Origin of the sequence: Streptomyces eurocidicus (assembly GCF_002891295.1) — a bacterium.
Classification (GTDB): Bacteria; Actinomycetota; Actinomycetes; order Streptomycetales; family Streptomycetaceae; genus Streptomyces; species Streptomyces eurocidicus.
The window spans coordinates 1-23,483 of the sequence record NZ_LGUI01000003.1 but is presented as its reverse complement, the minus strand read 5'-3'; the positions used below and the strand labels follow the sequence as shown (position 1 = coordinate 23,483).

General features: G+C 72.8%; 23 protein-coding genes and 1 riboswitch. Of the genes, 10 read left to right on the top strand and 13 right to left on the bottom strand.

Annotation, left to right across the window (positions count from 1 at the left end; genetic code table 11):
* Positions 1–2: 2 nt before the first annotated feature.
* The 6 genes from AF335_RS09760 to AF335_RS09735 form a co-directional block, all read right to left on the bottom strand.
* Positions 3–854, bottom strand: coding sequence for a class II fructose-bisphosphate aldolase (locus tag AF335_RS09760; protein ID WP_102917965.1), 852 nt, complete (start codon positions 852–854; stop codon positions 3–5).
* A gap of 150 nt (positions 855–1,004) precedes the next feature.
* Complete coding sequence (locus AF335_RS09755; protein WP_102917964.1) at positions 1,005–1,967, bottom strand: 1-phosphofructokinase family hexose kinase; 963 nt, start codon at positions 1,965–1,967, stop codon at positions 1,005–1,007.
* A gap of 256 nt (positions 1,968–2,223) precedes the next feature.
* The gene (gene nagA / locus AF335_RS09750) at positions 2,224–3,399 is read right to left on the bottom strand and encodes an N-acetylglucosamine-6-phosphate deacetylase (RefSeq protein WP_102917963.1); all 1,176 of its coding nucleotides are present in this window, start codon (positions 3,397–3,399) and stop codon (positions 2,224–2,226) included.
* The gene (locus AF335_RS09745; protein ID WP_102917962.1) at positions 3,399–4,352 is read right to left on the bottom strand and encodes an ROK family protein; all 954 of its coding nucleotides are present in this window, start codon (positions 4,350–4,352) and stop codon (positions 3,399–3,401) included. Before AF335_RS09745 ends, nagA begins: the two co-directional genes overlap by 1 nt.
* A gap of 372 nt (positions 4,353–4,724) precedes the next feature.
* Positions 4,725–4,976, bottom strand: coding sequence for a DUF3263 domain-containing protein (locus tag AF335_RS09740; RefSeq protein ID WP_102917961.1), 252 nt, complete (start codon positions 4,974–4,976; stop codon positions 4,725–4,727).
* 10 nt (positions 4,977–4,986) lie between these two features.
* Positions 4,987–6,264: an ABC transporter substrate-binding protein gene (locus AF335_RS09735; RefSeq protein WP_102917960.1), complete on the bottom strand. Its 1,278-nt coding sequence runs from the start codon at positions 6,262–6,264 to the stop codon at positions 4,987–4,989.
* A 174-nt stretch (positions 6,265–6,438) separates the two neighbouring features.
* Between AF335_RS09735 and AF335_RS09730 the strand changes: the two genes are divergently transcribed.
* The 3 genes from AF335_RS09730 to otsB all read left to right on the top strand — a co-directional run bounded on the left by AF335_RS09730 (position 6,439) and on the right by otsB (position 9,707).
* The gene (locus tag AF335_RS09730; RefSeq protein WP_102917959.1) at positions 6,439–7,374 is read left to right on the top strand and encodes an SIS domain-containing protein; all 936 of its coding nucleotides are present in this window, start codon (positions 6,439–6,441) and stop codon (positions 7,372–7,374) included.
* Positions 7,375–7,845: 471 nt separating this feature from the next.
* On the top strand, positions 7,846–8,337 hold the full coding sequence (locus AF335_RS09725) for an RICIN domain-containing protein (protein WP_170127652.1): 492 nt from the start codon (positions 7,846–7,848) through the stop codon (positions 8,335–8,337).
* 530 nt (positions 8,338–8,867) lie between these two features.
* Entirely contained in the window at positions 8,868–9,707 is an 840-nt protein-coding gene (otsB, locus tag AF335_RS09715; protein ID WP_102917957.1) for a trehalose-phosphatase, read from the top strand.
* A gap of 22 nt (positions 9,708–9,729) precedes the next feature.
* Here otsB and AF335_RS09710 read toward each other — a convergent pair whose 3' ends face one another.
* The 3 genes from AF335_RS09710 to AF335_RS09700 form a co-directional block, all read right to left on the bottom strand.
* On the bottom strand, positions 9,730–10,014 hold the full coding sequence (locus tag AF335_RS09710; protein WP_244926977.1) for a hypothetical protein: 285 nt from the start codon (positions 10,012–10,014) through the stop codon (positions 9,730–9,732).
* Positions 10,015–10,151: 137 nt separating this feature from the next.
* Positions 10,152–11,612 carry an alpha,alpha-trehalose-phosphate synthase (UDP-forming) gene (locus tag AF335_RS09705; RefSeq protein WP_102917956.1) on the bottom strand — a complete coding sequence of 487 codons (1,461 nt, stop codon included), beginning with the start codon at positions 11,610–11,612 and terminating at the stop codon, positions 10,152–10,154.
* Between the two features lie 268 nt (positions 11,613–11,880).
* Positions 11,881–12,828: a glucosyl-3-phosphoglycerate synthase gene (locus tag AF335_RS09700; protein WP_102917955.1), complete on the bottom strand. Its 948-nt coding sequence runs from the start codon at positions 12,826–12,828 to the stop codon at positions 11,881–11,883.
* 171 nt (positions 12,829–12,999) lie between these two features.
* Positions 13,000–13,143, top strand: a riboswitch (SAM riboswitch).
* Positions 13,144–13,160: 17 nt separating this feature from the next.
* Here AF335_RS09700 and thrC point away from each other — a divergent pair.
* From thrC to groL, 4 genes are all read left to right on the top strand, one after another.
* Positions 13,161–14,435, top strand: a complete 1,275-nt coding sequence (thrC, locus tag AF335_RS09695; RefSeq protein WP_184743096.1) for a threonine synthase — start codon at positions 13,161–13,163, stop codon at positions 14,433–14,435.
* Positions 14,436–14,503: 68 nt separating this feature from the next.
* Positions 14,504–14,779: a MoaD/ThiS family protein gene (locus AF335_RS09690; RefSeq protein WP_102917953.1), complete on the top strand. Its 276-nt coding sequence runs from the start codon at positions 14,504–14,506 to the stop codon at positions 14,777–14,779.
* 449 nt (positions 14,780–15,228) lie between these two features.
* Positions 15,229–15,435 (top strand): cold-shock protein, encoded by a 207-nt coding sequence (locus AF335_RS09685; RefSeq protein ID WP_003967346.1) that lies wholly within the window; start codon positions 15,229–15,231, stop codon positions 15,433–15,435.
* Between the two features lie 431 nt (positions 15,436–15,866).
* Positions 15,867–17,489: a chaperonin GroEL gene (groL, locus tag AF335_RS09680; RefSeq protein ID WP_087926773.1), complete on the top strand. Its 1,623-nt coding sequence runs from the start codon at positions 15,867–15,869 to the stop codon at positions 17,487–17,489.
* Between the two features lie 48 nt (positions 17,490–17,537).
* Here groL and AF335_RS09675 read toward each other — a convergent pair whose 3' ends face one another.
* The 3 genes from AF335_RS09675 to AF335_RS09665 form a co-directional block, all read right to left on the bottom strand.
* On the bottom strand, positions 17,538–19,124 hold the full coding sequence (locus AF335_RS09675; protein ID WP_102917952.1) for a PTS transporter subunit EIIC: 1,587 nt from the start codon (positions 19,122–19,124) through the stop codon (positions 17,538–17,540).
* Positions 19,125–19,154: 30 nt separating this feature from the next.
* Positions 19,155–20,099, bottom strand: coding sequence for an N-acetylmuramic acid 6-phosphate etherase (murQ, locus tag AF335_RS09670; RefSeq protein ID WP_102917951.1), 945 nt, complete (start codon positions 20,097–20,099; stop codon positions 19,155–19,157).
* A gap of 68 nt (positions 20,100–20,167) precedes the next feature.
* The gene (locus AF335_RS09665) at positions 20,168–21,097 is read right to left on the bottom strand and encodes a MurR/RpiR family transcriptional regulator (RefSeq protein ID WP_102917950.1); all 930 of its coding nucleotides are present in this window, start codon (positions 21,095–21,097) and stop codon (positions 20,168–20,170) included.
* Positions 21,098–21,151: 54 nt separating this feature from the next.
* Between AF335_RS09665 and AF335_RS09660 the strand changes: the two genes are divergently transcribed.
* Together AF335_RS09660 and AF335_RS09655 are read left to right on the top strand one after the other, a co-directional pair.
* On the top strand, positions 21,152–21,520 hold the full coding sequence (locus AF335_RS09660; protein ID WP_102917949.1) for a hypothetical protein: 369 nt from the start codon (positions 21,152–21,154) through the stop codon (positions 21,518–21,520).
* Positions 21,521–21,533: 13 nt separating this feature from the next.
* Positions 21,534–21,800 (top strand): DUF4031 domain-containing protein, encoded by a 267-nt coding sequence (locus AF335_RS09655; RefSeq protein ID WP_102917948.1) that lies wholly within the window; start codon positions 21,534–21,536, stop codon positions 21,798–21,800.
* A 48-nt stretch (positions 21,801–21,848) separates the two neighbouring features.
* Here AF335_RS09655 and AF335_RS09650 read toward each other — a convergent pair whose 3' ends face one another.
* The gene (locus tag AF335_RS09650; RefSeq protein WP_102917947.1) at positions 21,849–22,511 is read right to left on the bottom strand and encodes an HD domain-containing protein; all 663 of its coding nucleotides are present in this window, start codon (positions 22,509–22,511) and stop codon (positions 21,849–21,851) included.
* Positions 22,512–22,568: 57 nt separating this feature from the next.
* Between AF335_RS09650 and AF335_RS09645 the strand changes: the two genes are divergently transcribed.
* A complete protein-coding gene (locus AF335_RS09645; protein WP_102917946.1) occupies positions 22,569–23,267 on the top strand; it encodes a copper homeostasis protein CutC in 699 nt (232 codons plus the stop codon).
* Positions 23,268–23,483: the final 216 nt, after the last annotated feature.

Sequence of the window (23,483 nt, the reverse complement as noted above, 5' to 3'; positions counted from 1 at the left end):
CCTCAGCCCGCGACCGCCCGCAGGAACCCCTCCACCGCCCCCGTCATCGCCTCCCGCGCGGGAACCAGATACCTGCGCGGGTCCGTCGTCGACGGGTGGGCCTCCAGGAACGCCCGTACCGCGCCTGTGAAAGCCGTGTTCAGGGCCGTGCCTACGTTGATCTTGGTCATGCCCGCCGCCACCGCGCGGCGGAGTTCCCCGTCCGGGACGCCCGACGAGCCGTGCAGGACCAGGGGGACCGGGACGGCCTCGCGGAGGGCCGTGATCAGGGTGTGGTCGAGGGCCGCCGTGCGGGTGGTCATCGCGTGGGTGCTGCCCACCGCCACGGCCAGGGCGTCGACGCCCGTGTCGGCCACGTAGGCCGCCGCCTCCGCCGGGTCCGTGCGGACGCCCGGCGCGTGGGCGTCCAGCGGGGGCTCGTCCGCCTTGCCGCCGACGCGGCCCAGTTCCGCTTCCACCCAGATGCCGCGTTCGTGGCCCCAACGGACCGCTTCCGCCGTCGCCTTGACGTTCTCCCCGTAGCCGCGCTTCGATGCGTCGAACATGACCGAGCCGAAGCCGTGCGCGTGCGCCGCGCGCAGCAGGTCCGGGGACTCGACGTGGTCGAGGTGGAGGGCCAGCCGGGCCCCGGACGCCGCCGCCACGGCCGCCGTCGCGGCCGCGAGGGGGCCCACGTCCCCGCCGTGGAACTTCACGGCGTTCTCCGAGATCTGAAGGATCGCCGGCGCGCCCGCGCGTTCCGCGCCCGCCGCGATCGCCTCCGCGTGCTCCAGGGTGATGACGTTGAAGGCGACGACCGCGCGGCCCGTGTCGCGGGCGGCGGTGACGAGTTCGGCGGTGCGTACCAGGGGCATGAGCGGCCTTCCGTGACGGGACGGTTCAGGGGCGGTTCATGGCTGTGGGCTGTGGGCTGTGGGCTGTGGGTCGCGGTCTGCCGGTGTGGGTTCTCGTGCGTTCCGCGCGGTGGCCCGTGCCCGTGCCCGCGCTCGCGCCGCCCCCTCGTCCTACGCCTGTGCCACCTTCACCTGCGGCAACAGCGCCTCGTACGCCGCCGCGTCGAACTCCCCGGCCGCCGGCGTCCGTACCGTCGCCGCCGACAGGGCCACCGCCCGCGCGATCCGGTCCGGCCACGGAAGGTTCTCCACCCAGCCCGACAGCAGGGCCGCGGAGGCCGAGTCGCCCGCGCCCGTCGGGTTGCCGGGTATCCGGCGGGGCGGTGCCGCGCGCCACGTCCCGTCGGGGGTCACGGCCAGCATCCCGGCCGGGCCCAGCGTCGCCGCGACCGCGTGGGCGCCGCGCCGCCTGGTGTCCAGGGCCGCCCGCAGCGGCTCCGTGGAGCCCGTGAGAGCCGCCAGTTCCTCGGCGTTCGGCTTGACCACGTCCGGGCGCGCGGCCACCGCGCGGCGCAGCGGCTCGCCGCTCGTGTCCAGCAGCACCGGCACGCCCAGCGCCCGTGCCTTCCGTACGAGCAGGGCGTACGCGCCGACCGGGACCCCCGGTGGCAGGCTGCCGCACAGCGCCACCGCGCGGGCCTCCGGCAGGAGCCGGGCGTAGGCGTCGGCGAATCCCGCCCACTCCTTGGGCGTGACGTCCGGGCCCGGTTCGTTCAGCTGGGTGGTGTCGCCCGTCGAGGCGTCCACGACGCCGACCGTGCGGCGCGTACGCCCGCCGATCGGGACGAGCGCGTCCGTCAGCCTGCCCGCCGTACCCGCGACCCCGCCGACCGCGATGCCCTCGCTCGGGGCGCTCTCGGCCAGCAGGCGGCGCACGGTGCTGCCCGTCGAGCCCCCGACGAACCCCGTGACGACCGTGTCGTGCCCCAGCGCGGCCAGCACCCGCGCCACGTTGAGCCCCTTGCCGCCCGCCCGTTCCGTGACCTCGGTGACGCGGTGCGAGCCGTGCGGCTCCAGGCGTGGGACGTGATACGTCAGGTCGAGCGCGGTGTTGAGCGTGACCGTAAGGATCATCGGCGGCTCTCCCATGACCAGGCCGGCGTGACGGCGGTGTCGACGGCGGTGCTTCTGCGGTGTCGGTGCGGTGTCCGTGCGGTGTCTGCGGTGTGTCGCCGTATGACGACCGCCGTATGACGACCGCCGTATGACGACCGCCGTATGACGGCTGCTGTATGACGACTGCGCGAGCGATCATGCCAAAACAGCGGCGGCAGGCCCAGACCGTGGGCACCGCCGCCGCTGTTCGATGCCCCGTCAGGGGCGGGAGAAACTACCGCGCTTCGGGAGAGACCACCCATTCGCCCTTGCGCATCACGCCCACCAGGTCGTACGACGCGTCGAGCACGACGAGGTCCGCGTCCTTGCCGGGCTCCAGCGAGCCGACCCGGTCGCCGACGCCCAGCAGCCGCGCCGGGTTCGCCGACAGGGCCCGTACCGCGTCCTCGACGGGCAGCCGGTCGACCGTCACGGCCCGCTTGAACGCCGTGTCGAGCGTCAGCGTCGAGCCCGCGATCGAACCCGCCGTCGGGCCGTCGGCGATGCGCGCCACCCCGTCCTTGACCTCGACGCTCATGGGGCCGAGCGGATACATCCCGTCGTTCATCCCGGCCGCGCCCATCGCGTCCGTGATGAACGCGACCCGGTCCGCGCCCGCGCGGGCGAACGCCAGTTCAAGGACGGCCGGGTGCAGATGCGTACCGTCGTTGATCAGCTCGACCGTGACCCGGTCGTCCTCCAGCAGCGCCGCGATCGGGCCCGGCGCGCGGTGCAGCAGCGACGGCATCGCGTTGAAGAGGTGCGTCGCGACGGTCGCGCCCGCCTCGACCGCGTCGAGCGTCGCCTCGTACGTCGAGTCCGTGTGGCCGACGGCCGCGATCACGCCGAGGTCGGCGAGCAGCCGGACCGAGTCCAGGCCGCCCGGCAGCTCCGGGGCCAGCGTCATCATCCGGGCCGCGCCGCGCGCCGCGTCCACCAGCTTCCGCACGTCGGCCGGGTCCGGGTCCCGCAGCAGCTCCGGCTGGTGCGCGCCGCAGCGGTGCGGGGAGATGAACGGGCCCTCGAAGTGGATGCCCGCCAGGTCGCCCTGCTCGGTCAGCTCCGAGAGGACCGCCGCCTGCCGCGCCAGGTCGTCCAGGTCGCCCGTGACCGTGGACGCGACCATGGTCGTGGTGCCGTGCGCGCGGTGCGTACGGATCGCCGTCAGCGCCTCCTCCGCGCTGCCGGCCGAGAACGACGCGCCACCGCCGCCGTGCACGTGCACGTCGACGAAGCCGGGGACGATCCAGTGGCCGGTGAGGTCGAGCGTGCGCTGTCCGTCCCGCGCGCCCGGCGGGTCCTGGACCCCGCACCCGGCGATGCGGCCGTCCTCCACCGTGACGTGGCCCCCCGCCACGACGCCGGTCGGCAGCACCACGCGGGCACCGGCGAGAACCGTTCGTTCGACCATCAGGCGGATACCTCCGTGGGAGTGGTGGGCTGCTGCGCGGCCAGCAGGTCCCAGGCGAGCAGACCCGCGCCCAGGCAGCCGGCGGTGTCCCCGAGCGCGGCGGGGACGATCAGGGGGAGTTTCTGGAATGTGACCCGCCGCTCGACGGCGGCGCGCAGGGGAGCGAACAAGGTTTCCCCCGCTTCGGCCAGCCCACCGCCGATGATCAAGGTCTTCGGGTCGAGCAGGGTGAGGGCGGTGACCAGGCCGTCGGCGAGCGCGTCGACCGCCTCCCGCCAGACCTCCCGCGCCCTCGGGTCGCCGGACTCCACGGCCTTGGCGCAGTCCGCCGCGTCCGCGTCCGGGTCGCCGCTCGCCGCCGCCCAGGCGCGGGACACCGCCGACGCCGACGCCAGGGTCTCCAGGCAGCCGCGGCCGCCGCAGCCGCACTCCGGGCCGCCCGGGCGTACGGAGATGTGGCCGATCTCGCCCGCGTAGCCGTGGGCGCCCTTCTCGATGCGGCCGTCGATGCCTATCGCGCCCGCGATGCCCGTGCCCAGCGGTACGAACAGGAAGCGGTCGGCGCCCCGGCCCGCGCCCACCCGGCCCTCGGCGAGGCCGCCGGTGCGGACGTCGTGGCCGAGCGCGACGGGCGTCCCGTCGAGCCTGACGCTCAGCAGGTCGCGGAGGGGGACGTCGCGCCAGCCCAGGTTCGCGGCGTAGACGGCGGTGCCCGCCTCGTCGTCGACGATGCCCGGCACGGCCACGCCCGCGGCCTCGGCCGGCCGGCCGTACCGCTGCCGCCCCAGCTCCCGGAGCTCGGCGGCGAAGTCCAGGATGCCGCTCACGACCGCCTCCGGGCCCCGCTCGCGGCCGGTGGGCCGACGGGCCTCGTGGAGGAGGCGGTGGTCGGGGGCGACGAGGGCGGCCTTGATGGCGGTGCCGCCTACGTCGAGGGCGATGACGTGGTTCACGGGGACAGTGTCGCGTGTGGCGTGGTGAAAGGTCTAGTCCACGTGGTTCGCGGGCGGCTGCCCCTTGCCGGTGCCCGCTGGGCGGATCTTTCCCCAGCCCCGGCCCTTCCCGTGACCGGGGGCGAGCCTCCGAGCCCCCTTTTCCGCGCTACCGCGCGGTGGCCTCAAGCGTCGGCCGGGCTGAAATCAGCCCGGCCGACGCTTGAGAAGCCGTTGTCTTCCTGATGTGGTCACTGAGTTTCCGCTGGTCGGGCATGGTTTTGGTGTCGTCGTGGGAGGGGTTGGACGTTCTGTTCGTCCTCGACGGTGCGGAGGTGGACGGTGGCATCGGTGATGGGGGTTCCTTTTCCGCCCCCCTTCGCCGGGGAGCGGCTACCGGCGCTCGCGGCGGGCGTCGCGGACCCGCCGCAGCCGGTTGACCGTGACCGGGTCGTGGGCGAGCGCCCGCTCGTCGTCGAGCAGGGCGTTCAGCAGCTGGTAGTAGCGCGTCGGCGTGATGCCGAGCCGCTCCCGGACGGCCCGCTCCTTCGCGCCGGGGCCGGGCCAGGTCCGCCGCTCCAGGGCGAGGACGGCGCGGTCCCGCTCGGAGAGGCCGGACTCGTCGTCCGAATCGTTCGCGCTCACGTCACGCAGCCTAACGATCCGCGATCTCCCGGGCGTCGGCGTCGCGCTTGATCTCGCTGAGCACGCTGGACGGGTCGCCGCCCTTCTTGACCACGGAGCCGATCTTCTCCTTGAGCTCCTTGCTCACCTGGGCCCAGGAGGTCTTGTCGGCGGGGTAGAAGGTGGCGTTCTCCACCTGCTCCAGGAACTGCCGCAGGTCCTTGTGCTTGTCGTCGCCGTGCATCGCGGCCAGGGCGCTGGAGGTCACGGGCAGCAGGTCGTACTGGCCGGTGAAGTCCAGGACGTTCTTGGTGCTGTAGACGAAGTCGAGGAACTGGCCGATCTGTTCGCGGTGGCCGTTCTGCTTGAAGGCCATCATCCAGTCGGCGACGCCCATGGTCGACTTCGCCTTGCCCTTGATGCCGGGCAGCGGCGCGGTAATGAACTTCACGCCCTTGGCGTTGGCCTGCTGCATCAGCGTGGGGTGGCCGTGGAGCATGCCGACCTCGCCCCGGCAGAACGCGTCGAAGACATCCTGGCGGTTGGTGCGGGCGGGGTCGCCGGAGCCGGTGAGGCCGGCGCCGACGAGATCGTCGCGTAGCCACTCGAAAGTCTTGACGTTCTCCGGCGAGTAGATGACGTACGCGCCATTGTGATCGGTGTAGCCACCGCCGCCGCTGAGCATCCACAGCATCGTCTCGGCGGGTGCCTCCTCGGGGCCGAGCGGCAGCCCGAAGGGCATCGTGACGCCCTTGACGGCCTTCAGCTTGGTGGCGGCCGCCTTGAGCTCGTCCCAGCTCTCCGGCGGCTTGGCTATGCCGGCCTGGGCGAAGAGCGTCTTGTTGCAGAAGAGCAGACGGGTGGAGGAGACGAAGGGCAGCCCGTACTGCACCCGGTGCACCTCGCCGGCCTTGGCGATCGAGGCGATGAGGTCGGCCTGGGTGGGGACGGTGAGCAGCTGCTCGGCGGAGTAGAGCTTGCCTTCGGCGGCGAAGTCGGCGTAGGCGCCGATCTGCGCGAGGTCGGGGGCCTTGCCGGCCTCGACCATCTCGGCGACCTTCTTGTCGACGTCGTTCCAGCTGTAGACCTCAACATCGATCTTGATCTTGCCGTGCTGCTCGTGGAATTCGCGCGCGAGGGTGTCCCAGTACTTCTTCGAGCTGTTGCCCGGCTTGTCGCCGTAGTCGGCCGCGACCAGCTTCAGCGTCGTGGTGCCCGACCCTTCGCTGCCGCACGCCGTCAGAGCGGGCGCCAACGCCGCCGTGGCGGCACCCGTCGCCGTCAGACCCAAGAACCGCCGCCGCTGCACTACCGCTTCCCGCCTTCGTGGTTCGTCCGTCGCTGGAGAGCGTGAGTCTCTCCCGCGCGCCACCTTACGGTCTAGCCGACTCCGGTTGCGCTTCGGTATCGCTCTTCCCCCCTGTGGCAGCGGGCTGCTATTCACGGTCTGACGCGTTCCGCACCTGGTAAGGAGCACCGGCACATGTCCGACATCACCGCTTCCGCCACGCCTTCCGGCCGCACCTCCGCCGAGATCCTCACCCAGCCCTCGTGCTGGCGCCGGGCGGCCGGGGCCGCGGCCGGCGCACCGGGCCTGCCCCGGCCCGGGGAGCGGGTGGCCGTGACCGGCTGCGGCACGTCGTGGTTCATGGCGCAGGCGTACGCGGCGCTGCGCGAGGCGTCCGGGCAGGGCGAGACGGACGCGTTCGCGGCGTCGGAGTTCCCGGTGTCGCGGACGTACGACAGGGTCGTGGCGATCACCCGCTCCGGGACGACGACCGAGGTCCTGGACCTGATCGCCGAGGTGCGCGAGCGGTGGGAGGTCCTCGCCGTGACCGCCACCCCGGGGACGCCGGTGATACCGGCGGCGGACGGGACGGCGCTGCTCGACTTCGCGGACGAGGAGTCGGTGGTGCAGACGCGCTTCGCGACGACCGCGCTGGCGTTCCTGCGGGCGGGCCTGGAGCGCCACGGCCACGGGGGCGCGGCGGGGACGGTGGCGGAGGCGGCGGAGGACGCCGAGTCGACGATCACCGCCTCGCTCCCGGCGGCCGCCCTGACGGCTGAGCAGTGGACGTTCCTGGGCACGGGCTGGACGTACGGCCTGGCCCAGGAGGCGGCCCTGAAGATGCGGGAGGCGGCGGGGGCGTGGACGGAGGCGTACCCGGCGATGGAGTACCGGCACGGCCCGGTGTCGATCGCGGGCCCGGGGCGGGTGACATGGGTCCTCGGGGAGGTGCCGGCGGGCCTGGGGGACGAGGTGCGGCGGGCGGGCGGCACGCTGATCACGTCGGAGGGGCGGGATCCGATGGCGGATCTGGTGCGGGTGCAGCGGGTCGCTGTCGCGGTGGCGGAAGGCCGGGGCCTGGACCCGGACCGGCCGAGAGGGCTGACGCGCAGCGTGATCTTGAACGGGTAGGGGTACGGCGGGGTGCCGATGCGCGGGGCCTTTCCCCAGCCCCGCCCCTTCCCGATGCCGGGGCTCCGCCCCGGCCCCCGGGTGGCCTCAGGAGTCGTATCTCTATCGACCATAAGGACGGCTCCGTTCGAAGGCGATCCTTGGCCGGTGACCTCGGCTGGGTGGATGCGTGAGTACCGGATCCTTGGCAGCTGGGGTCTGCGACCACTCGAGTGCCAGTGCGACGACGGTGGCACTGTCGGCCGACTCTGGAGTTGGAGGGCCCCCAATGCCGACACCCCGGCGGGGCCCGTCCATGACACCGATGAGCACTGCCCGGTGCTGTCCGTACTTCTCGAAGAGCATGGCGGAGGAGTGCCTCCGAGTGAGGAGTCCTGACCAACTGTCATGTCTATGGACAGGCGGGTAAGATCATCTTTTCTGCTGGTTGCAGCAGCTAGATCCGTGTTTTCCTGTGCGAAGAGAGTTGCCTTGAACCGCCTTTCGAAGGTGGCGTCCATTGCCGCCGCCGCTGGTGCCGTCGTCGTCCTGCTCCCGGGCACGAGCCAGGCAGCGCCCGCCTTCCAGCTCTACAACCGCAACGGCGGCGCCAAGTGCCTGGAGATCGAGAACTCCAGCGTGAGCAATGGTGCCCGCGCCCAGTCGTGGGGCTGCCGTGGGCAGGCAGGCGCCTACTGGTACATGAGGACCAAGAGTGACGGCACCTTCGAGCTGGTCAACCGCAACAGCGGCAAGTGCCTGGAGATCGAGAACTCCAGTAAGAGCAACGGCGCCCGCGCCCAGCAGTGGGAGTGCGTCGGCAACGACACCCAGCGTTGGTACTGGGGCCGTTCGAGTTCGCTCGTGAACGCCAACAGTGGCAAGTGCCTGGAGTTCGCGGACTCCAGCTGGAGCAACGGAGCCCGGGCCCAGCAGTGGGAGTACGCATACATCGACGGCCAGTCGTGGAACCAGATTGCCTGAGAGTCGTATTCCTGTCGATCGCGGGGGCGGTTCTGATTGAACAGGGTCCCTGGTCGGGTGATCTCGGCCGGGCGGGTGCATGAGTACAGGGCCCCTTGGTAGCTCGGGTTTGTGAACACTCGAGTGCCAGGAGGCCCTGCGCTGTTCCGGTCTTGCGTGCAGGTCTCGGTTTCGTCCAACTCACGTGTGTCGTCGTGCGATTGCCTCGTGCACCGGTTCAGGAGCGCGGCCGATCGTCCGGACCGGGTGCGGCGGATCCGTCGGACATGACGGATGCGGAGTGGGCGGTGGTGCGGGACGCGCTGCCGGTGCCGGCCTGGATGAAGGGCCGGGGCGGCAGCCGGAAGGCTACTGTCACCGCGTGATGTTGGACGCGCGATTATCCGGTGCTCCAGCATCGCCTCGGCCGCACCGAGTTCTGCCAGGGCCCGGCCTATCTCCGCCTGCAGCTCCTCCACCCGCACCCGGGCAGCCGTCTCCCGCTCCTCCAGCCCCGCACGCGCCCCCCCCCGCAGGGTACTGTCACCCCCATGGGCAGTCACCCGCTCCCCACCCCCGTCACCCCCGCAGGCCGTGACGGGCTCGCCGCCCTGCTGGCGAGCCCCGGCCGCGCGGTCGTCGCCCTCGACTTCGACGGCACCCTCGCCGAGATCGTGCCCGACCCCGAGCGGGCCCGCGCGCACCCCGGTGCCGTGCCCGCGCTCGCCCGGCTCGCACCGCACCTCCGCTCCGTCGCCGTGATCACCGGCCGGCCCGCCGGGGTCGCCGTGCGGTACGGCGGCCTCGCCGGGGTGCCCGAGCTCGCGCACCTCGTCGTCCTCGGGCACTACGGCGCCGAGCGCTGGGACGCCGCGACCGGCACCGTGAGCGCGCCCGCCCCGCACCCCGGCGTCGCCGCCGTCCAGGCCGAGCTCCCCGGCGTGCTGGACGCCTCCGGCACCTGGCGGGGCACCTGGGTCGAGGACAAGGGCCGCGCCATCGCCGTCCACACCCGGCGGGCCGCCGACCCGCAGGCCGCCTTCGACGCCCTGCGCGGCCCGCTCGGCGCCCTCGCGGCCCGGCACGGGCTGATCGTCGAACCCGGGCGGCTGGTCCTGGAGCTGCGCCCGCCCGGCGTCGACAAGGGCGCCGCCCTCGCCGCCTACGTCCGCGAGACCGGTGCCGGTGCCGTCCTCTACGCCGGTGACGACCTCGGCGACCTCGCCGCCTTCGCCGCCGTCGCCGCACTGCGCTCCGAAGGGCTGCCCGGCGTCCTGGTGTGCAGCGGCAGCGCGGAGGTCACCGAGCTGGCCGAGCGCGCCGATCTCGTCGTCGACGGGCCGGGCGGGGTGGTGGAGCTGCTCACCGCCCTCGCGGAGCGGATCGGGTGAGGCCGCGGCCACCGGCCGTGGCTCAGTCCGCGCCCGCCGCGCCCGTCGTGTCTTCCTGGGGGCCCTCCTCCGCAGCCTCGCGCCGCCAGTGCTCCAGCGTCGGGTCCAGCTCGGAGTCGTAGACCCCGCTGCCCCGGCAGTGCTTGCACTGGCCCGCCCGCACCGCCGACTCCCCTTCGCCGCCGAACGGATCGGGGCCGGGGACATGGAGCAGCGAACGCTGCACGAAGCCGGAGCCCGTGCACCACTGGCACGTCATACACAGTTCGTCGGTGGGCTCGGGACCGGAATTGTCCTTGGGCTGCACCCGCCCAGCGTAGCCCCGGGAACTAAGCGCTCCGCGCAAAGTCCGGTGCACCGTCTGCGGGTGCGTCGTGGCTGGTCGCGCAGTTCCCCGCGCCCCTTCGGGCGCTGCCGAACCGCACCGGACTTCGCCGAGCCCGCTCAGCCGCCGAGGGCCCGTAGCTGATCGAGGAACCAGCGCGCCGGGGGCAGCGCCGTCGCCGCCGCGGCCAGCCGCTTGGTGCGCTCCGCCCGCTCCGCCGGATCCATGAGCAGCGCCTCGTGCAGCGCGCGGGCGGTGGCCTCCACGTCGAACGGGTTGACCGTAAGGGCGTCCTCGGCCAGCTCCGCCGCCGCGCCCGCCTCCCGGGAGAGGACCAGCGCGCAACCGTGGTCGGAGACCACCGGGACCTCCTTGGCGACCAGGTTCATCCCGTCGCGGACGGGGTTCACCAGCGCCACGTCGGCCAGCCGGTACGCCGCCAGGGAGCGCGCGAAGTCGTCCTTCACATGCAGCACGACCGGCTCCCAGCCCTCCGTGCCGAACGCGGAATTGATCTCCCGGGCGACTCGCTCCACCGTGGCCGTGTAGTCGCGGTAGACCGCGAGGTCCTGCCGCGAGGGGTACGCGAAGGCGACGTGCACCACCTTGCCGCGCCACTGCGGGCGCTCCTCCAGCAGCCGGCGGTAGGCGAGCAGGCCGCGCACGATGTTCTTGGACAGCTCCGTGCGGTCCACCCGGACGATCGCTCTGCGGCCCGGCCCGATCTGGGCCCGCAGCGCCGCCATGCGCTCCTCGACGTCCGGTTCGTGCGCGCGCCGCCGCAGGAAGTCGGCGTCCGCGCCGAGCCCGTGCACCCCCAGCAGGGTCGTGCGCCCCTCGAAGCGCACCGCCGCCGCCCGCCCGTCCTCGCGGACCACCTCGGCGCCCAGCTCGCTCGCGCAGCACTCGGCGAACGCCTCGGCCCAGCGGTGGGTGAGGAACGCGGCGCGGTCACCGCCCAGGATGCCGCGCAGCACCTGCCCGGCCACGTCGTCCGGCAGCATCCGGAAATAGTCCGGCGGCGCCCACGGGGTGTGCGAGAAGTGGCCGATGCGCAGGTCGGGGCGGCGCTCGCGGAGCAGCCCCGGCACCAGGGTCAGGTGGTAGTCCTGGACGAGCACGGCCGCGCCGTGCGCCGCCTCCTCGGCGAGCGCGTCGGCGAACGCTCTGTTGTACGCCTCGTACGCGGCCCACTGGCGGCGGAATTCCGCGTCGAACGTGGGCTCCAGGGGCGTCTGGTACAGCAGGTGGTGCACAAACCACAGCACGGAGTTGGCGATGCCGTTGTACGCGGCGGCGAAGGTGTCCGGCGGGATGTCCAGCATCCGCACCCGGTGGCCGCCGGTGTCCGCCGCGCCGAGCCGCCGCCCGGCCGCCCGGGCCGCCTCGCGGTCGCCCTCGCCCAGGGCCGCGCACACCCACACCGCGCCCGCGTCCGTCCCTATGGCGCCGAGCCCGGAGACCAGCCCGCCGCCGCCGCGCCCGGCGACCAGGGTGCCGTCGTCCTGGCGGCGGTACGAGACCGGGCCGCGGTTGGAGGCGACGACGATGGGGGCGGGGGGTGTGGGGGCGGCGACCATGACGCGAGCTTTGCCGCGATGCGGAGCGTTCAAACGTTTGTCCTCGGGCACGACGCTCGAACCGGGGCTCCGGGCGACGCCGGGGGGTGCCGCTGCGCGGGGCTTTTTCCCCAGCCCCGCCCCTTCCCGAACCGGGGCTCCGCCCCGGACCCCGGTCCTCGAACGCCGGACGGGCTGATTTGTTGCCCGGAACGGGCGGAAAATTCAGCCCGTCCGGCGCTTGAGGACATTCGGGAAGGGGCGGGGTGGGGAAAAAGCCCCCCGCCGCCTACGCCGCATGCCGTCGCCGATACTCCGGTATCTCCACCATCGGCGGCCTCTCCTCCGTGTCCACCGCGTACGTGCGGGGCACGAACCCCTCCTCCGTGCGTTCGAACTGGGTCAGTGACGGGCGCACCAGATGGCCCCGGGCCAGCCGCAGCTGGGCCGTGCGGTAGATCGCCGCCGCCATCCGGCCCAGCGCCCGGCCGTCCTGGTGGCGGTGCTTGCGGACGCCGACGTCGACCTGGGCCAGGGCGTCCAGGCCCACCGTGTGCAGCGAGTCCACCAGAAGGCCCAGCTCCACCCCGTACCCGACCGGGAACGGCAGCCGCTCCAGCAGGGCGCGCCGGGCCGCGTACTCGCCGCCCAGCGGCTGGACGAAGCCCGCCAGCAGCGGCCAGTGGAGGTTCAGCAGCGGGCGGGCCACCAGCTCGGTCACCCGGCCGCCCTGGCCGACCGCCTCGCCGAGCGGGCGGTCGTACATGGCCTTGACGAACTGCACCTCGGGGTCGGTCAGCAGCGGGCCGACGATCCCCGAGACGAAGTCCGCGGAGAAGTCCCGCAGGTCGGCGTCGACGAAGCAGACGATGTCACCGTCCGTCGCCAGCAGCGACCGCCACAGCACCTCGCCCTTGCCGGGCAGCGCGGGCAGCCCCGGCAGCACCGCGTCGCGGTGCACCACCCGGGCGCCCGCCGCCGCCGCGACCTCGGCCGTCCGGTCCGTGGAGCCCGAGTCCAGCACCACCAGCTCGTCCACGAGCGGCACCGCCTCCGACATCAGCTCGGCGCGGATCGTGGTCACGATGGTGCCCACCGTGGCCTCTTCGTTCAGCGCCGGCAGCACCACGCTCACCGTGGTGCCGGCGCCGCGTTTCGCCGCGAGGAGCTGGTCGAGCGGGCGGTCGGCTGCGGACCAGGACCGCCGGCTCAGCCAGCGCTCCACCTCATCCAGCACGTGTTCGACTCCTCCTGTGTGACGCGGCGTTCGAGCTGCGTGTGATCCATCTCGCGGTACGGACGACTGTCTCGGGCGCCCATGCCTTCGGTTACAGTCTGAACAACGCGGAACGCCGTCGTATGTCGGGGTCGCCGCTCATAAACGCCTGGGCCCTGCCCAGTGCCATACCGCTCATCCAGAGGGGCAGAGGGACACGGCCCGTTGAAGCCCCGGCAACCCTCCAGCCGGTCTCACCTTTCACAAGGCGAGGCTCCCGGCGGGGAAGGTGCCAATTCCGTCTCGTGGCGACGTCCGCCGCGGGGAAGATGAGGAGAAAGGGCCTCGCCTCCATGGCTGTGCAGTCTGTTGAAAGCTCCACCACTCCGGTAGCTCTCGGTCCCGCCGCCGCCCTCTCGTGCCGTGAGTGCGGAGAGCGCTTCGGCCTCGGTCCCATTTTCGCCTGTGCCGTCTGCTTCGGCCCGCTCGAGGTGGCCTACGAGCTGCCCGCCGGCGACCCCGAGGCGCTGCGCCGCCGCATCGAGGCCGGACCGCAGAACATCTGGCGCTACGCCCCCCTGCTGCCCGTCCCCGCCGACGTCGCGGACAAGCCCGGTCTGAACCCCGGCTTCACCAAGCTCGTCAAGGCCGACAACCTCGCCCGTGAGCTCGGCGTCACCGGCGGCCTGTACGTCAAGGACGACTCGGGCAACCCCACGCACTCCTTCAAGGACCGCGTCGTCGCCATCGCCGTCGAGGCCGCCCGCGCGTTCGGCTTCACCACCCTCTCCTGCTCCTCCACCGGCAACCTCGCGGGCGCGGTCGGCGCCGCGGCGGCCCGCGCGGGCTTCAAGTCCTGTGTCTTCATCCCGCACGACCTGGAGGCCGGCAAGGTCGTCATGGCGGCGGTCTACGGTGGCGACCTCGTCGGCATCGAGGGCACGTACGACGACGTCAACCGCTTCTGCAGCGAGCTGATCGGCGACCCGCTGGGGGAGGGCTGGGGCTTCGTCAACGTCAACCTCCGGCCGTACTACGGCGAGGGGTCGAAGACGCTCGCGTACGAGATCTGCGAGCAGCTCGGCTGGCGGCTGCCGGACCAGATCGTCGTACCGATCGCCTCGGGCTCCCAGCTGACGAAGATCGACAAGGGGCTGAAGGAGCTCATCGCGCTCGGGCTGGTCGAGGACCGCCCGTACAAGATCTTCGGGGCGCAGGCGGAGGGCTGCTCGCCGGTGTCCCGGGCCTTCAAGGACGGGCACGAGGTCGTCCGCCCCGTGAAGCCGGACACCATCGCCAAGTCCCTCGCCATCGGCAACCCCGCCGACGGGCCGTACGTCCTGGACATCGCCCGGCGGACGGGCGGCGCGGTCGAGGACGTCACGGACGAGGAGATCGTGGACGCGATCCGGCTGCTGGCCCGTACGGAGGGGATCTTCGCGGAGACGGCGGGCGGGGTGACGGTGGGCGTGACGCGGAAGCTGGTCGAGAGCGGCTTGCTCGACCCCTCCCTCACGACGGTCGTGCTCAACACGGGTGACGGGCTCAAGACGCTCGACGCCGTGGCGGCGGGGCCGACGGTGACGATCCGGCCCTCGCTGGACGCGTTCCGCGCGGCGGGCCTGTAGGGCCTCCCCCTCGCCGCTCCGCCCTGCCCCGCCCTTCCCGAACCTTCTTCCACCGAAAGGTGATTCCCATGAGCGTCAGCGTCCGCATCCCCACCATCCTCCGCACCTACACCGGCGGCCTCAGCGAGGTGTCCGCCGAGGGCGCCGTCCTCTCCGAGGTGATCGCCGACCTGGAGCGGAACCACGCCGGCATCGCGGCCCGGGTGCTCGACGAGACCGGCCGGCTGCGCCGCTTCGTGAACGTCTACGTCAACGACGACGACGTCCGCTTCGAGCAGGGCCTGGAGACGCCGACCCCCGACGGCGCCGGCGTCTCGATCATTCCGGCCGTCGCCGGCGGCTGATCCCCGGCCCGGCCCGCGCCCGCCTTTTCGAAGGCTTCCTTCGGAATCGCCCCGTCCAGTAAGTGGACGGGGCGATTCCGTGTGTTGACCGCGATACAGTTGGGACGTTCCCCCTCCGGCGTCAGTGCCGAACGCATATGAGAACCCGTCAAGTTGTGCGCGAACTGTGCGCACGAAATGCCGGGTTACTTGTGTTATGCCCGGCCCGACTTGCCCTGGATTTCCCCTAGTTCGCCGCATATCGACTCTCAGCCGCGCCGGGAATTCTCGTCCAAGTGACCTGTTGCAGAGGGCATCCGTGCAGATACATTCGGCCGCGGTCGACGCGTTCCGGCGCACACCAACTGGGTTCGCCCTGCCGCTGGTGGGGGAGAGATCCGGGTGGTGAGGTCTGACCCGGGCCCGCGAAGTGCGGTCCTGCGCAAGGGCCAGTAATAGGGGAGTTAGGCATGGCTCAGGGCACCGTCAAGTGGTTCAACGCGGAGAAGGGGTACGGCTTCATCGCGGTCGACGGTGGTGCGGATGTTTTCGTCCACTACAGCGCGATCCAGATGGACGGCTACCGCACCCTCGAGGAGGGTCAGCGAGTCGAGTTCGAGATCTCGCAGGGCCAGAAGGGGCCGCAGGCGGACATGGTCAAGCTCGCCGTCGGCTGATCTCGGCGCATCGACCACACCAGGCTCACGAAGCTCGCGCGTGGGGCCCGCACCCGTCACCGGGTGCGGGCCCCTCGTGTGTATCGGCGCGTCCCACGTCCTGGTGTGACTCCCTCTTCCCCTGGGTAACAGTCCGCGCGACCGGCGGGCCGGGCCCCGGTGTGCGGACGTCGGCCCGCTTGTCCTCCCAGCTACCGCTGGGAGGTGCCCCCGGTGCCCCTTGCGGCTGGAACATGAGCAGACCGCTTGCACTCGCAGGGGTCGAGTGCTAATCATTGGCGTTAGCACTCTCCAAGTGAGAGTGACAGATTTGGACCGTCGGTGAGGTCGGCGGGCAGGGCGGGGAAGGAACCGTCAGGCTCGTGGGCCGTCCGTCGCGGGCGCCAGCGCGGTCCGGAGAAATCCACCCCGTCCTGGGAGGACCACTTCACATGGCCAAGATCATCGCGTTCGACGAGGAGGCACGGCGCGGTCTCGAGCGCGGGATGAACCAGCTCGCCGACGCCGTCAAGGTCACCCTCGGCCCCAAGGGCCGTAACGTCGTCCTCGAGAAGAAGTGGGGCGCCCCCACGATCACCAACGATGGTGTTTCCATCGCCAAGGAGATCGAGCTCGAGGACCCGTACGAGAAGATCGGCGCCGAGCTGGTCAAGGAGGTCGCGAAGAAGACGGACGACGTCGCCGGTGACGGCACGACGACCGCGACCGTCCTCGCCCAGGCGCTGGTCCGCGAGGGTCTGCGCAACGTGGCCGCGGGTGCCAACCCGATGGCCCTGAAGCGTGGCATCGAGAAGGCCGTCGAGGCCGTCTCCGCCGCCCTGCTCGAGCAGGCCAAGGACGTGGAGACCAAGGAGCAGATCGCCTCCACCGCCTCCATCTCCGCCGCTGACACCCAGATCGGCGAGCTCATCGCCGAGGCGATGGACAAGGTCGGCAAGGAAGGCGTCATCACCGTCGAGGAGTCCCAGACCTTCGGTCTGGAGCTGGAGCTCACCGAGGGTATGCGCTTCGACAAGGGCTACATCTCGGCGTACTTCGCCACCGACATGGAGCGTATGGAGGCGTCGCTCGACGACCCGTACATCCTGATCGTCAACTCCAAGATCGGCTCGGTCAAGGACCTGCTGCCGCTCCTGGAGAAGGTCATGCAGTCCGGCAAGCCGCTGCTGATCATCGCCGAGGACGTCGAGGGCGAGGCCCTGTCGACCCTGGTCGTCAACAAGATCCGTGGCACCTTCAAGTCCGTCGCCGTCAAGGCCCCGGGCTTCGGTGACCGCCGCAAGGCCATGCTCGGCGACATCGCCATCCTCACCGGTGGCACCGTCATCTCCGAGGAGGTCGGCCTCAAGCTGGAGAACGCCGGTCTCGACCTGCTCGGCCGCGCCCGCAAGGTCGTCATCACCAAGGACGAGACGACCATCGTCGACGGTGCCGGTGACAGCGACCAGGTCCAGGGTCGCGTCAACCAGATCCGTGCCGAGATCGAGAACAGCGACTCGGACTACGACCGCGAGAAGCTCCAGGAGCGCCTCGCGAAGCTGGCCGGCGGCGTGGCCGTCATCAAGGCCGGTGCCGCGACCGAGGTCGAGCTCAAGGAGCGCAAGCACCGCATCGAGGACGCCGTTCGCAACGCGAAGGCGGCCGTCGAGGAGGGCATCGTCGCCGGTGGTGGCGTGGCTCTGCTCCAGGCTTCCGCGGTCTTCGAGAAGCTCGAGCTCGAGGGTGACGAGGCGACCGGCGCCAAGGCCGTGAAGCTGGCCCTGGAGGCCCCGCTCAAGCAGATCGCCGTCAACGGTGGTCTCGAGGGTGGCGTCATCGTCGAGAAGGTGCGCAACCTGCCCGTCGGCCACGGCCTGAACGCCGCGACCGGTGAGTACGTCGACATGATCGCCGAGGGCATCATCGACCCGGCGAAGGTCACGCGCTCCGCGCTGCAGAACGCCGCGTCCATCGCCGCGCTGTTCCTCACCACCGAGGCCGTCATCGCCGACAAGCCGGAGAAGGCCGCCGCGGCCGCTCCGGGCGGCATGCCGGGCGGTGACATGGACTTCTGAGCTGATTCCTCCTCACGCGCCCCTCGCAGTGCTCGGCCGTAGCCGGCCTCACACGCTTCGGGACGCTGCACCGGACTCCGTCCGGTGATCGGGAGCAGCTCCGGTCCTGCCGAGGGCGGTACCCCCCACCGTGGGGGTACCGCCCTCCGGCGTTTCCGGACCGGCGTTCAGCTCCGCGACCCGGCCCTTGCCGAAGCCGAAGAAGTACGTCGCCGCGAAGCCCGTCGCGTAACCGACCAGCAGCCCGGCCCCGTAGACGGCCACCGCCGGGCCCGGCCCGTGGTTCCCCCTGAGCAGCGGGAAGAGGGCCCAGCCCGAGGGGCCGATGGCGGTCGAGCCGACCGCGTGGCCCAGCTGTCCCAGCAGTCCCACGAAGCCCCCGCCGAACGCGCCGCCCACGCACGCCGTGACGAACGGGCGGCCCAGCGGCAGCGAGACCCCGTAGATGAGCGGCTCCCCGACGCCCAGGAGGCCGGCCGGGAGCGCGGAGCGGATCGTCCGGCGGACCGAGCCGTTGCGCGCCAGCCGGACGTAGACCGCGAGCGCCGCGCCGACCTGGCCCGCGCCCGCCATCGCCAGGACGGGCAGCAGGACGGTGTGGCCCTGCTGCTGGATCAGGGTGGTGTGGATGGGGATCAGCGCCTGGTGCAGGCCCAGCATCACCAGCGGCAGGAACAGCCCGCCCAGTACGAAGCCCGCCGCCGCGCCGCCCTCGCCCAGGAGCCGGTCGGTGAAGCGCCCGATGGCCGTGCTGACCTCGCCGGCGACGAACATCAGCCCGTAGAGGGTGGTGAACCCGGCCACCAGGACCGTCAGCGTGGGGGTGAGGAGGACGTCCAGGGCCTCCGGCACCCAGGTCCGGCACCACCGTTCGACGTACGCGGCGAGCACGGCCGCCGCCAGTGCGCCCAGTACCCCGCCCTGGCCGGGCGCGAGCCGTTCGCCGAAGACGTTCACCCGCTCGACGCCCGGGTACACGACGACCGCGGCGACGGCGCCGCCGAGTACGGGGGTGCCGCCGAACTCCTTCGCCGCGTTGTACCCGACGAACACCGCGATCAGCGACATAAAGCCGGACGCCACCGCGGCCAGGCCCGGGGCGAGGGCGGGCAGCCAGCGCAGGTTCGCCAGCAGCCCGGCCAGGCCCGCGACGACGCCGCAGCCGATCAGGGCCGGGATCAGCGGGACGAAGACCGCGGCGACCCGGCGCAGGAGGAGCTTCACCGGGGTGGCGTTGCGGGCCTTCCGGCCGGCCCGCAGCGCGGCCCCCCGCTCGGCGAGCGCCGCGGCGGTAACGGGCGCGGCGGTGACGGGTTCGGAGGTAACGGGCCCGGCCTCCGTGGCCGGGCCCGGCACGGCACCCGGTCCGGCGGCGAGCCGGGCGAGCTCGGGGGCCACCCGGGCGACCGTGCCCGGCCCGAGGACCACCTGGTACGAGGTGCCGTCCTCGACCACGCCCAGCACCGCGGGCAGCGCCCGCAGCTCCGCGTGCCGGACCAGGGCGCGGTCCCGCAGCTCCAGACGCAGCCGGGTCATGCAGTTCGCTACGGACAGGACGTTCCCGGCGCCGCCCAGGAGGGGGAGCAGGGCGGCGGCGGTGGCGCGGTGCCGCGCCGCCGGTTCGTCTGGTGCCATGGTGCCTTGCCTGCCGGTGGGGCGCGGGGCTCAGCCCCGCGCGAGGTGGAGTGCCGCGCGCAGATGCCCGTCCGCCTCCTCCAGGAGCCGGGCGGCGGTGCGGCCGTCGACGCCGCCGAGGACGACGAGGATGGCGTTCTTCACCTCTCCTCCCGTCTCCTCCAGGGCGGCTTCGGTCTCGGCGTCGGCGGCGCCGGTCGCGAGCGCGACGATGCGCCGGGAGCGGGCGCGCAGCTTCTCGTTGGAGGCGCGGACGTCGACCATCAGGTTTCCGTAGGTCTTGCCGAGGCGGATCATCGTGATGGTCGAGAGCATGTTGAGGACGAGCTTCTGGGCGGTGCCGGCCTTCAGCCGGGTCGAGCCGGTGATCAGCTCGGGGCCCACGACGACCTCGATCGCGTGGTCGGCCGCCGCGCCCAGCGCGGAGCCGGCGTTGCAGGACAGCCCGATGGTCAGCGCGCCGGCCGCGCGGGCGTACTGGACGGCCCCGACGGCGTACGGGGTGCGGCCGGAGGCGGAGACGCCGACGACGGTGTCCGCCGGTCCGACGCCGAGCGCGGCCAGGTCGCCCGCGGCCAGCTCGGCGCTGTCCTCGGCGCCCTCCACGGCCGTGACCAGGGCGGGCGCACCGCCCGCGATCAGCCCTACGACCTGGGCGGGGTCGGTGTTGAACGTCGGTGGGCACTCGCTGGCGTCGAGCACGCCGAGCCGGCCGGCCGTGCCCGCGCCGGCGTAGACGAGGCGGCCGCCGAGGGCCATCCGGGCGGCGGTCGCGTCGATGGCGGCCGCTATCTCGGGGAGCCGGGCGGCGACGGCGGCGGCGACGGTCGCGTCCTCGCCGTTCATCAGCCGCGCGAGGTCCAGGGTCGGCAGCCGGTCGATGTCCGCGAGGTCCGGCCGGAACGCCTCGGTGGTGAGCGTGGCGAGCTCGGCGCGGAGGGCGGCGTGGGACGGGGACGAAGCAGAGGGAGCCATGGGGTTCGGCGCCTTTCCAGGGTTCGTCGGAGGGGGGTGTCCGTCGAAGGTGTGTCCGCCGATGGGGATCAGGGGGCGTGCCGGTGGGCGAGGGCCTCGTAGGTGTCGGACAGGGCGGGCGCGGCGGTCTCGTACGTCCGCTGGGCGACGCCGATGAACAGGCAGTCCACCACGAGGAGCTGGCTGGTGCGGCTCGACATGGCCGCCGGGCGCAGCTCGCTCTCCCGTGCGGACGAGGTGGTGAGCACGTGGTCGGCGTACTGGGCGATCTCGCCCTGGGGGCGGCCGGTGATCGCGACGGTGGTCGCGCCGTGCTCGAAGGCGACCCGCAGCGGCTCGATGACGTCGGTGGTGCGGCCCGAGTGGGTGATGGCGACGGCCACGTCGCCGGCCCGCAGCTGGACGGCGTTGGTCACGGCCAGGTGGGGATCGGCGGGGGCGTGCGCGAGCAGCCCGATGCGGAGCAGCTTCTGCACGAGGTCCTGGCCGACGAGGTTGGAGGCGCCGATGCCGTAGACGTCGATGCGGCGGGCGGTGGCGAGCGCGCCGACCGCGGCCTCCAGCTGGGTGGTGTCGAGCCCGGCGGCGGTGTCCGCCAGGCACTGGGCCTCCTCCTGAGCCAGCTTGGCGACGACCTCGGCGAGGGGGTCGTCCACGGCGATGTCGGCGGTGACGGCCGGGGCGCGGCCGGCGGCCTGCTCGGCCGCGAGGGCGGCGAGGGCGAGGCGCAGGTCGCGATAGCCGGGATAGCCGAGGATGCGGGCGGTGCGGACGACGGTCGCCTCACTCGTACCGGTGCGTTCGGCCAGGCCGGTGACGGTGAGCGCGGCGGAGCCGGCCGGGTCGCCGGCGACGGCCTCGGCGACGCGCTGCATCGAGCGCGTCATGGAGGGGGCGAGCGTACGGACCTTGGCGGCCAGGGCGCCGGGCGCGGGCGGAGCGGAGGGCTGTGGCCCAGAGGTGACGGCTCCGAAAGTTTCTTTCAATTTGCTGCTCACCTTTTGAAAGGTATTTTCGGCCTGGTGAGCCGTCAACCCTCGCAGTCTTGGACAATGGACCGTATGGAGCTCGAACAGGCACTGCACACGGCGCGCGCACTCGTCCTCGCCGATCTCGTCGCGGGTGACGTCGCGGAGGCCGACGTGGTCTCCCTGGTGGAGGACGCGATCACGCACCGCCGGTGGTGGGTCGAGCAGTGGCCGGAAGGCGCCGCGTATCTGGTGGGCCTCGTCGCCCAGGACGTGCAGGACGCCCTGCTGGAGCGGCACGGCCGCTGGCCCCTCTGCCCGGTCTGCACGGACTCCGGCGACCCGCACGCCCTGGAGGTCGAGCCGGAGCTGGGCGCCGACCCGCACTGGGCCTGCGCCAAGCAGGTCGTCCTGGTGGCGCCGGTGGGTTCGCTGGGGAAGGCGCTGCGGTGAGGCGGTCGCGCCGGTGACGCTGTACATCGATCCGCCCACCTGGCCCGGGCACGGCCGGATGTGGTCCCACCTGATCAGCGACGTGTCGTACGCGGAGCTGCACGCCTTCGCGGCCCGGCTGGGCGCCCCGCCGCGCGCCTTCGACCGCGATCACTACGACGTGCCGTCGACGTCCTACGGGCAGGCCGTGCGGATGGGGGCGCGGGAGGTGGGCAGCAAGGAGCTGGTGCGGCTGCTGGTGTCGGCGGGGCTGCGGCGGCCCAAGCACGAGCGGCCCTGACGTCTTCGCGTCAGGGCCGTGCCGGGCGTCGCCCCGGCGGCCGCTGTCTCAGGCGTTCAGCAGCTCCAGCTCGGTGGTGAGGTTGCGGCGGGCGACCGGCTCCCACCTCGTCCGCCCCAGGGGGGTGCGGAAGAGCTCCGGCAGCCCCAGGAGCTGCCGCAGCACGGCGGCCCGCCCCTCGCGGAAGACGGCGTCGGGCACGAAGCCGTACTCCTCCCGGACGGCCGCCGCGTAGGCCGCGTACTCCTGCGGGTCGCCCGCCAGGACGGCGAGGTCCGCGTCGCAGAGCACCTCGCCGTCGCGGTCGCCGGGCGCGGGGTCGTGGCCGACGGTGAGCCGTACGAGCCGGGCGACCTCGGCGGTGCGCCGGGCGTCCACGCCGAGCTCGGGCAGGGCGCGCTCGGCGAGGTGGGCGCTGCGCTCCTCGTTCTCGGAGCGGTCCGGGCGGTAGACGGCGTCGTGGAACCAGGCCGCGAAGCGGACGGTGTCGGCGTCCTCCGCGTGTGCCGAGAGGTCGTCGACGCGGTCCAGGACCGCCTTGAGGTGATCCACCGTGTGGTACCTGCGCTGCGGCTCCGACCAGCGGCGCAGCAGGTCGTCGGCGTACGGGTCGGGGTCCGGCCCGGCGGTCCCCGGGCGGGTCCGCGCGACGGTCTCCCGCCAACGGGCGCGCAGGGCGGGGCCGGACGGGTGCTCGTACACAGAAGCCATGGGCTAATTGTGGGGCACGGCTTTCGACGTGGGCGGCGGGTGTGGCAGTCTTGCTACATGTCTAGACCAATTCTTGAGGTGATCGCGCTCGACTCCGAGGACGCGAGGGCGGCGGAGGCCGGTGGGGCCGACCGCCTCGAACTGGTCACCGACATGGCCGCGGACGGGCTCACGCCCGCCCTGGAGACCTTCGCGGCGGTGCGGGCCGCCGTCGGCATCCCGGTACGGGTGATGCTGCGCGACACCGACGGCTTCTCCGCGGGCGGCGCGGCCGCGCTGGAGCGGCTGTGCGCGTCCGCCCGGGCGCTGGTGGCGGAGGGGGCGGACGAGTTCGTGCTCGGCTTCCTCACGGACGACGGCCGCGCCGACCTCACCGCCGTGACCGCCCTCGCCGAGGCGATCGGGCCGCGGGCGCGCTGGACGTTCCACCGCGCGATCGACCGCGCGGCGGACCGCGACGCCCTGCGCAAGCAGCTCGCGGACCTGCCGGGCCTGGACACGTACCTCACGGCGGGCTCGCCGACGGGCGTCACGGACGGCCTCCCCACGCTCCTCGCGGAGGCGTCCCGCGGCGACGAACCGGGCTACGAACCGCGCATCCTGGTCGGCGGCGGGCTCCAGCTGGGGCATGTCCCTTCCCTGCTGGCGGCCGGGATCACGGCGTTCCACATCGGTGGGGCGGCGCGGCCGGAGGGGTGGGGGGCGCCGGTTTCGGCGGCGGCGGTGGGGGTTTGGCGGGCGGAGCTCGGCGGGTAGCGGGGGTTCTTTGCCCTTTGCCGGGTGCGGCGTCGCTGCGCTTGCGGGTTCTGTGCCGGGTGCGGCGTCGTTTCCCGCTGCGGGTTCGCTGCGCGGCGGGTTCTTTGCCGGGTGCGGCGTCGTTTCCCGCTGCGCGGGGCGGGTCCGCTGCGCGGGGCTTTGAGGTCGGTGCCGGGCCGGAGGGGTGGTCGCCGGGCTGCTTCGCTTTACGCCCGG

Excerpts from the sequence above, each read along its gene's own strand:
- AF335_RS09760 (WP_102917965.1), bottom strand. The coding sequence starts at position 854 with ATGCCCCTGGTACGCACCGCCGAACTCGTCACCGCCGCCCGCGACACG.
- AF335_RS09755 (WP_102917964.1), bottom strand. The coding sequence starts at position 1,967 with ATGATCCTTACGGTCACGCTCAACACCGCGCTCGACCTGACGTATCAC.
- nagA (WP_102917963.1), bottom strand. The coding sequence starts at position 3,399 with ATGGTCGAACGAACGGTTCTCGCCGGTGCCCGCGTGGTGCTGCCGACC.
- AF335_RS09730 (WP_102917959.1), top strand. The coding sequence starts at position 6,439 with ATGTCCGACATCACCGCTTCCGCCACGCCTTCCGGCCGCACCTCCGCC.
- otsB (WP_102917957.1), top strand. The coding sequence starts at position 8,868 with ATGGGCAGTCACCCGCTCCCCACCCCCGTCACCCCCGCAGGCCGTGAC.
- AF335_RS09705 (WP_102917956.1), bottom strand. The coding sequence starts at position 11,612 with ATGGTCGCCGCCCCCACACCCCCCGCCCCCATCGTCGTCGCCTCCAAC.
- thrC (WP_184743096.1), top strand. The coding sequence starts at position 13,161 with ATGGCTGTGCAGTCTGTTGAAAGCTCCACCACTCCGGTAGCTCTCGGT.
- AF335_RS09690 (WP_102917953.1), top strand. The coding sequence starts at position 14,504 with ATGAGCGTCAGCGTCCGCATCCCCACCATCCTCCGCACCTACACCGGC.
- AF335_RS09685 (WP_003967346.1), top strand. The coding sequence starts at position 15,229 with ATGGCTCAGGGCACCGTCAAGTGGTTCAACGCGGAGAAGGGGTACGGC.
- groL (WP_087926773.1), top strand. The coding sequence starts at position 15,867 with ATGGCCAAGATCATCGCGTTCGACGAGGAGGCACGGCGCGGTCTCGAG.
- AF335_RS09675 (WP_102917952.1), bottom strand. The coding sequence starts at position 19,124 with ATGGCACCAGACGAACCGGCGGCGCGGCACCGCGCCACCGCCGCCGCC.
- murQ (WP_102917951.1), bottom strand. The coding sequence starts at position 20,099 with ATGGCTCCCTCTGCTTCGTCCCCGTCCCACGCCGCCCTCCGCGCCGAG.
- AF335_RS09660 (WP_102917949.1), top strand. The coding sequence starts at position 21,152 with ATGGACCGTATGGAGCTCGAACAGGCACTGCACACGGCGCGCGCACTC.
- AF335_RS09650 (WP_102917947.1), bottom strand. The coding sequence starts at position 22,511 with ATGGCTTCTGTGTACGAGCACCCGTCCGGCCCCGCCCTGCGCGCCCGT.
- AF335_RS09645 (WP_102917946.1), top strand. The coding sequence starts at position 22,569 with ATGTCTAGACCAATTCTTGAGGTGATCGCGCTCGACTCCGAGGACGCG.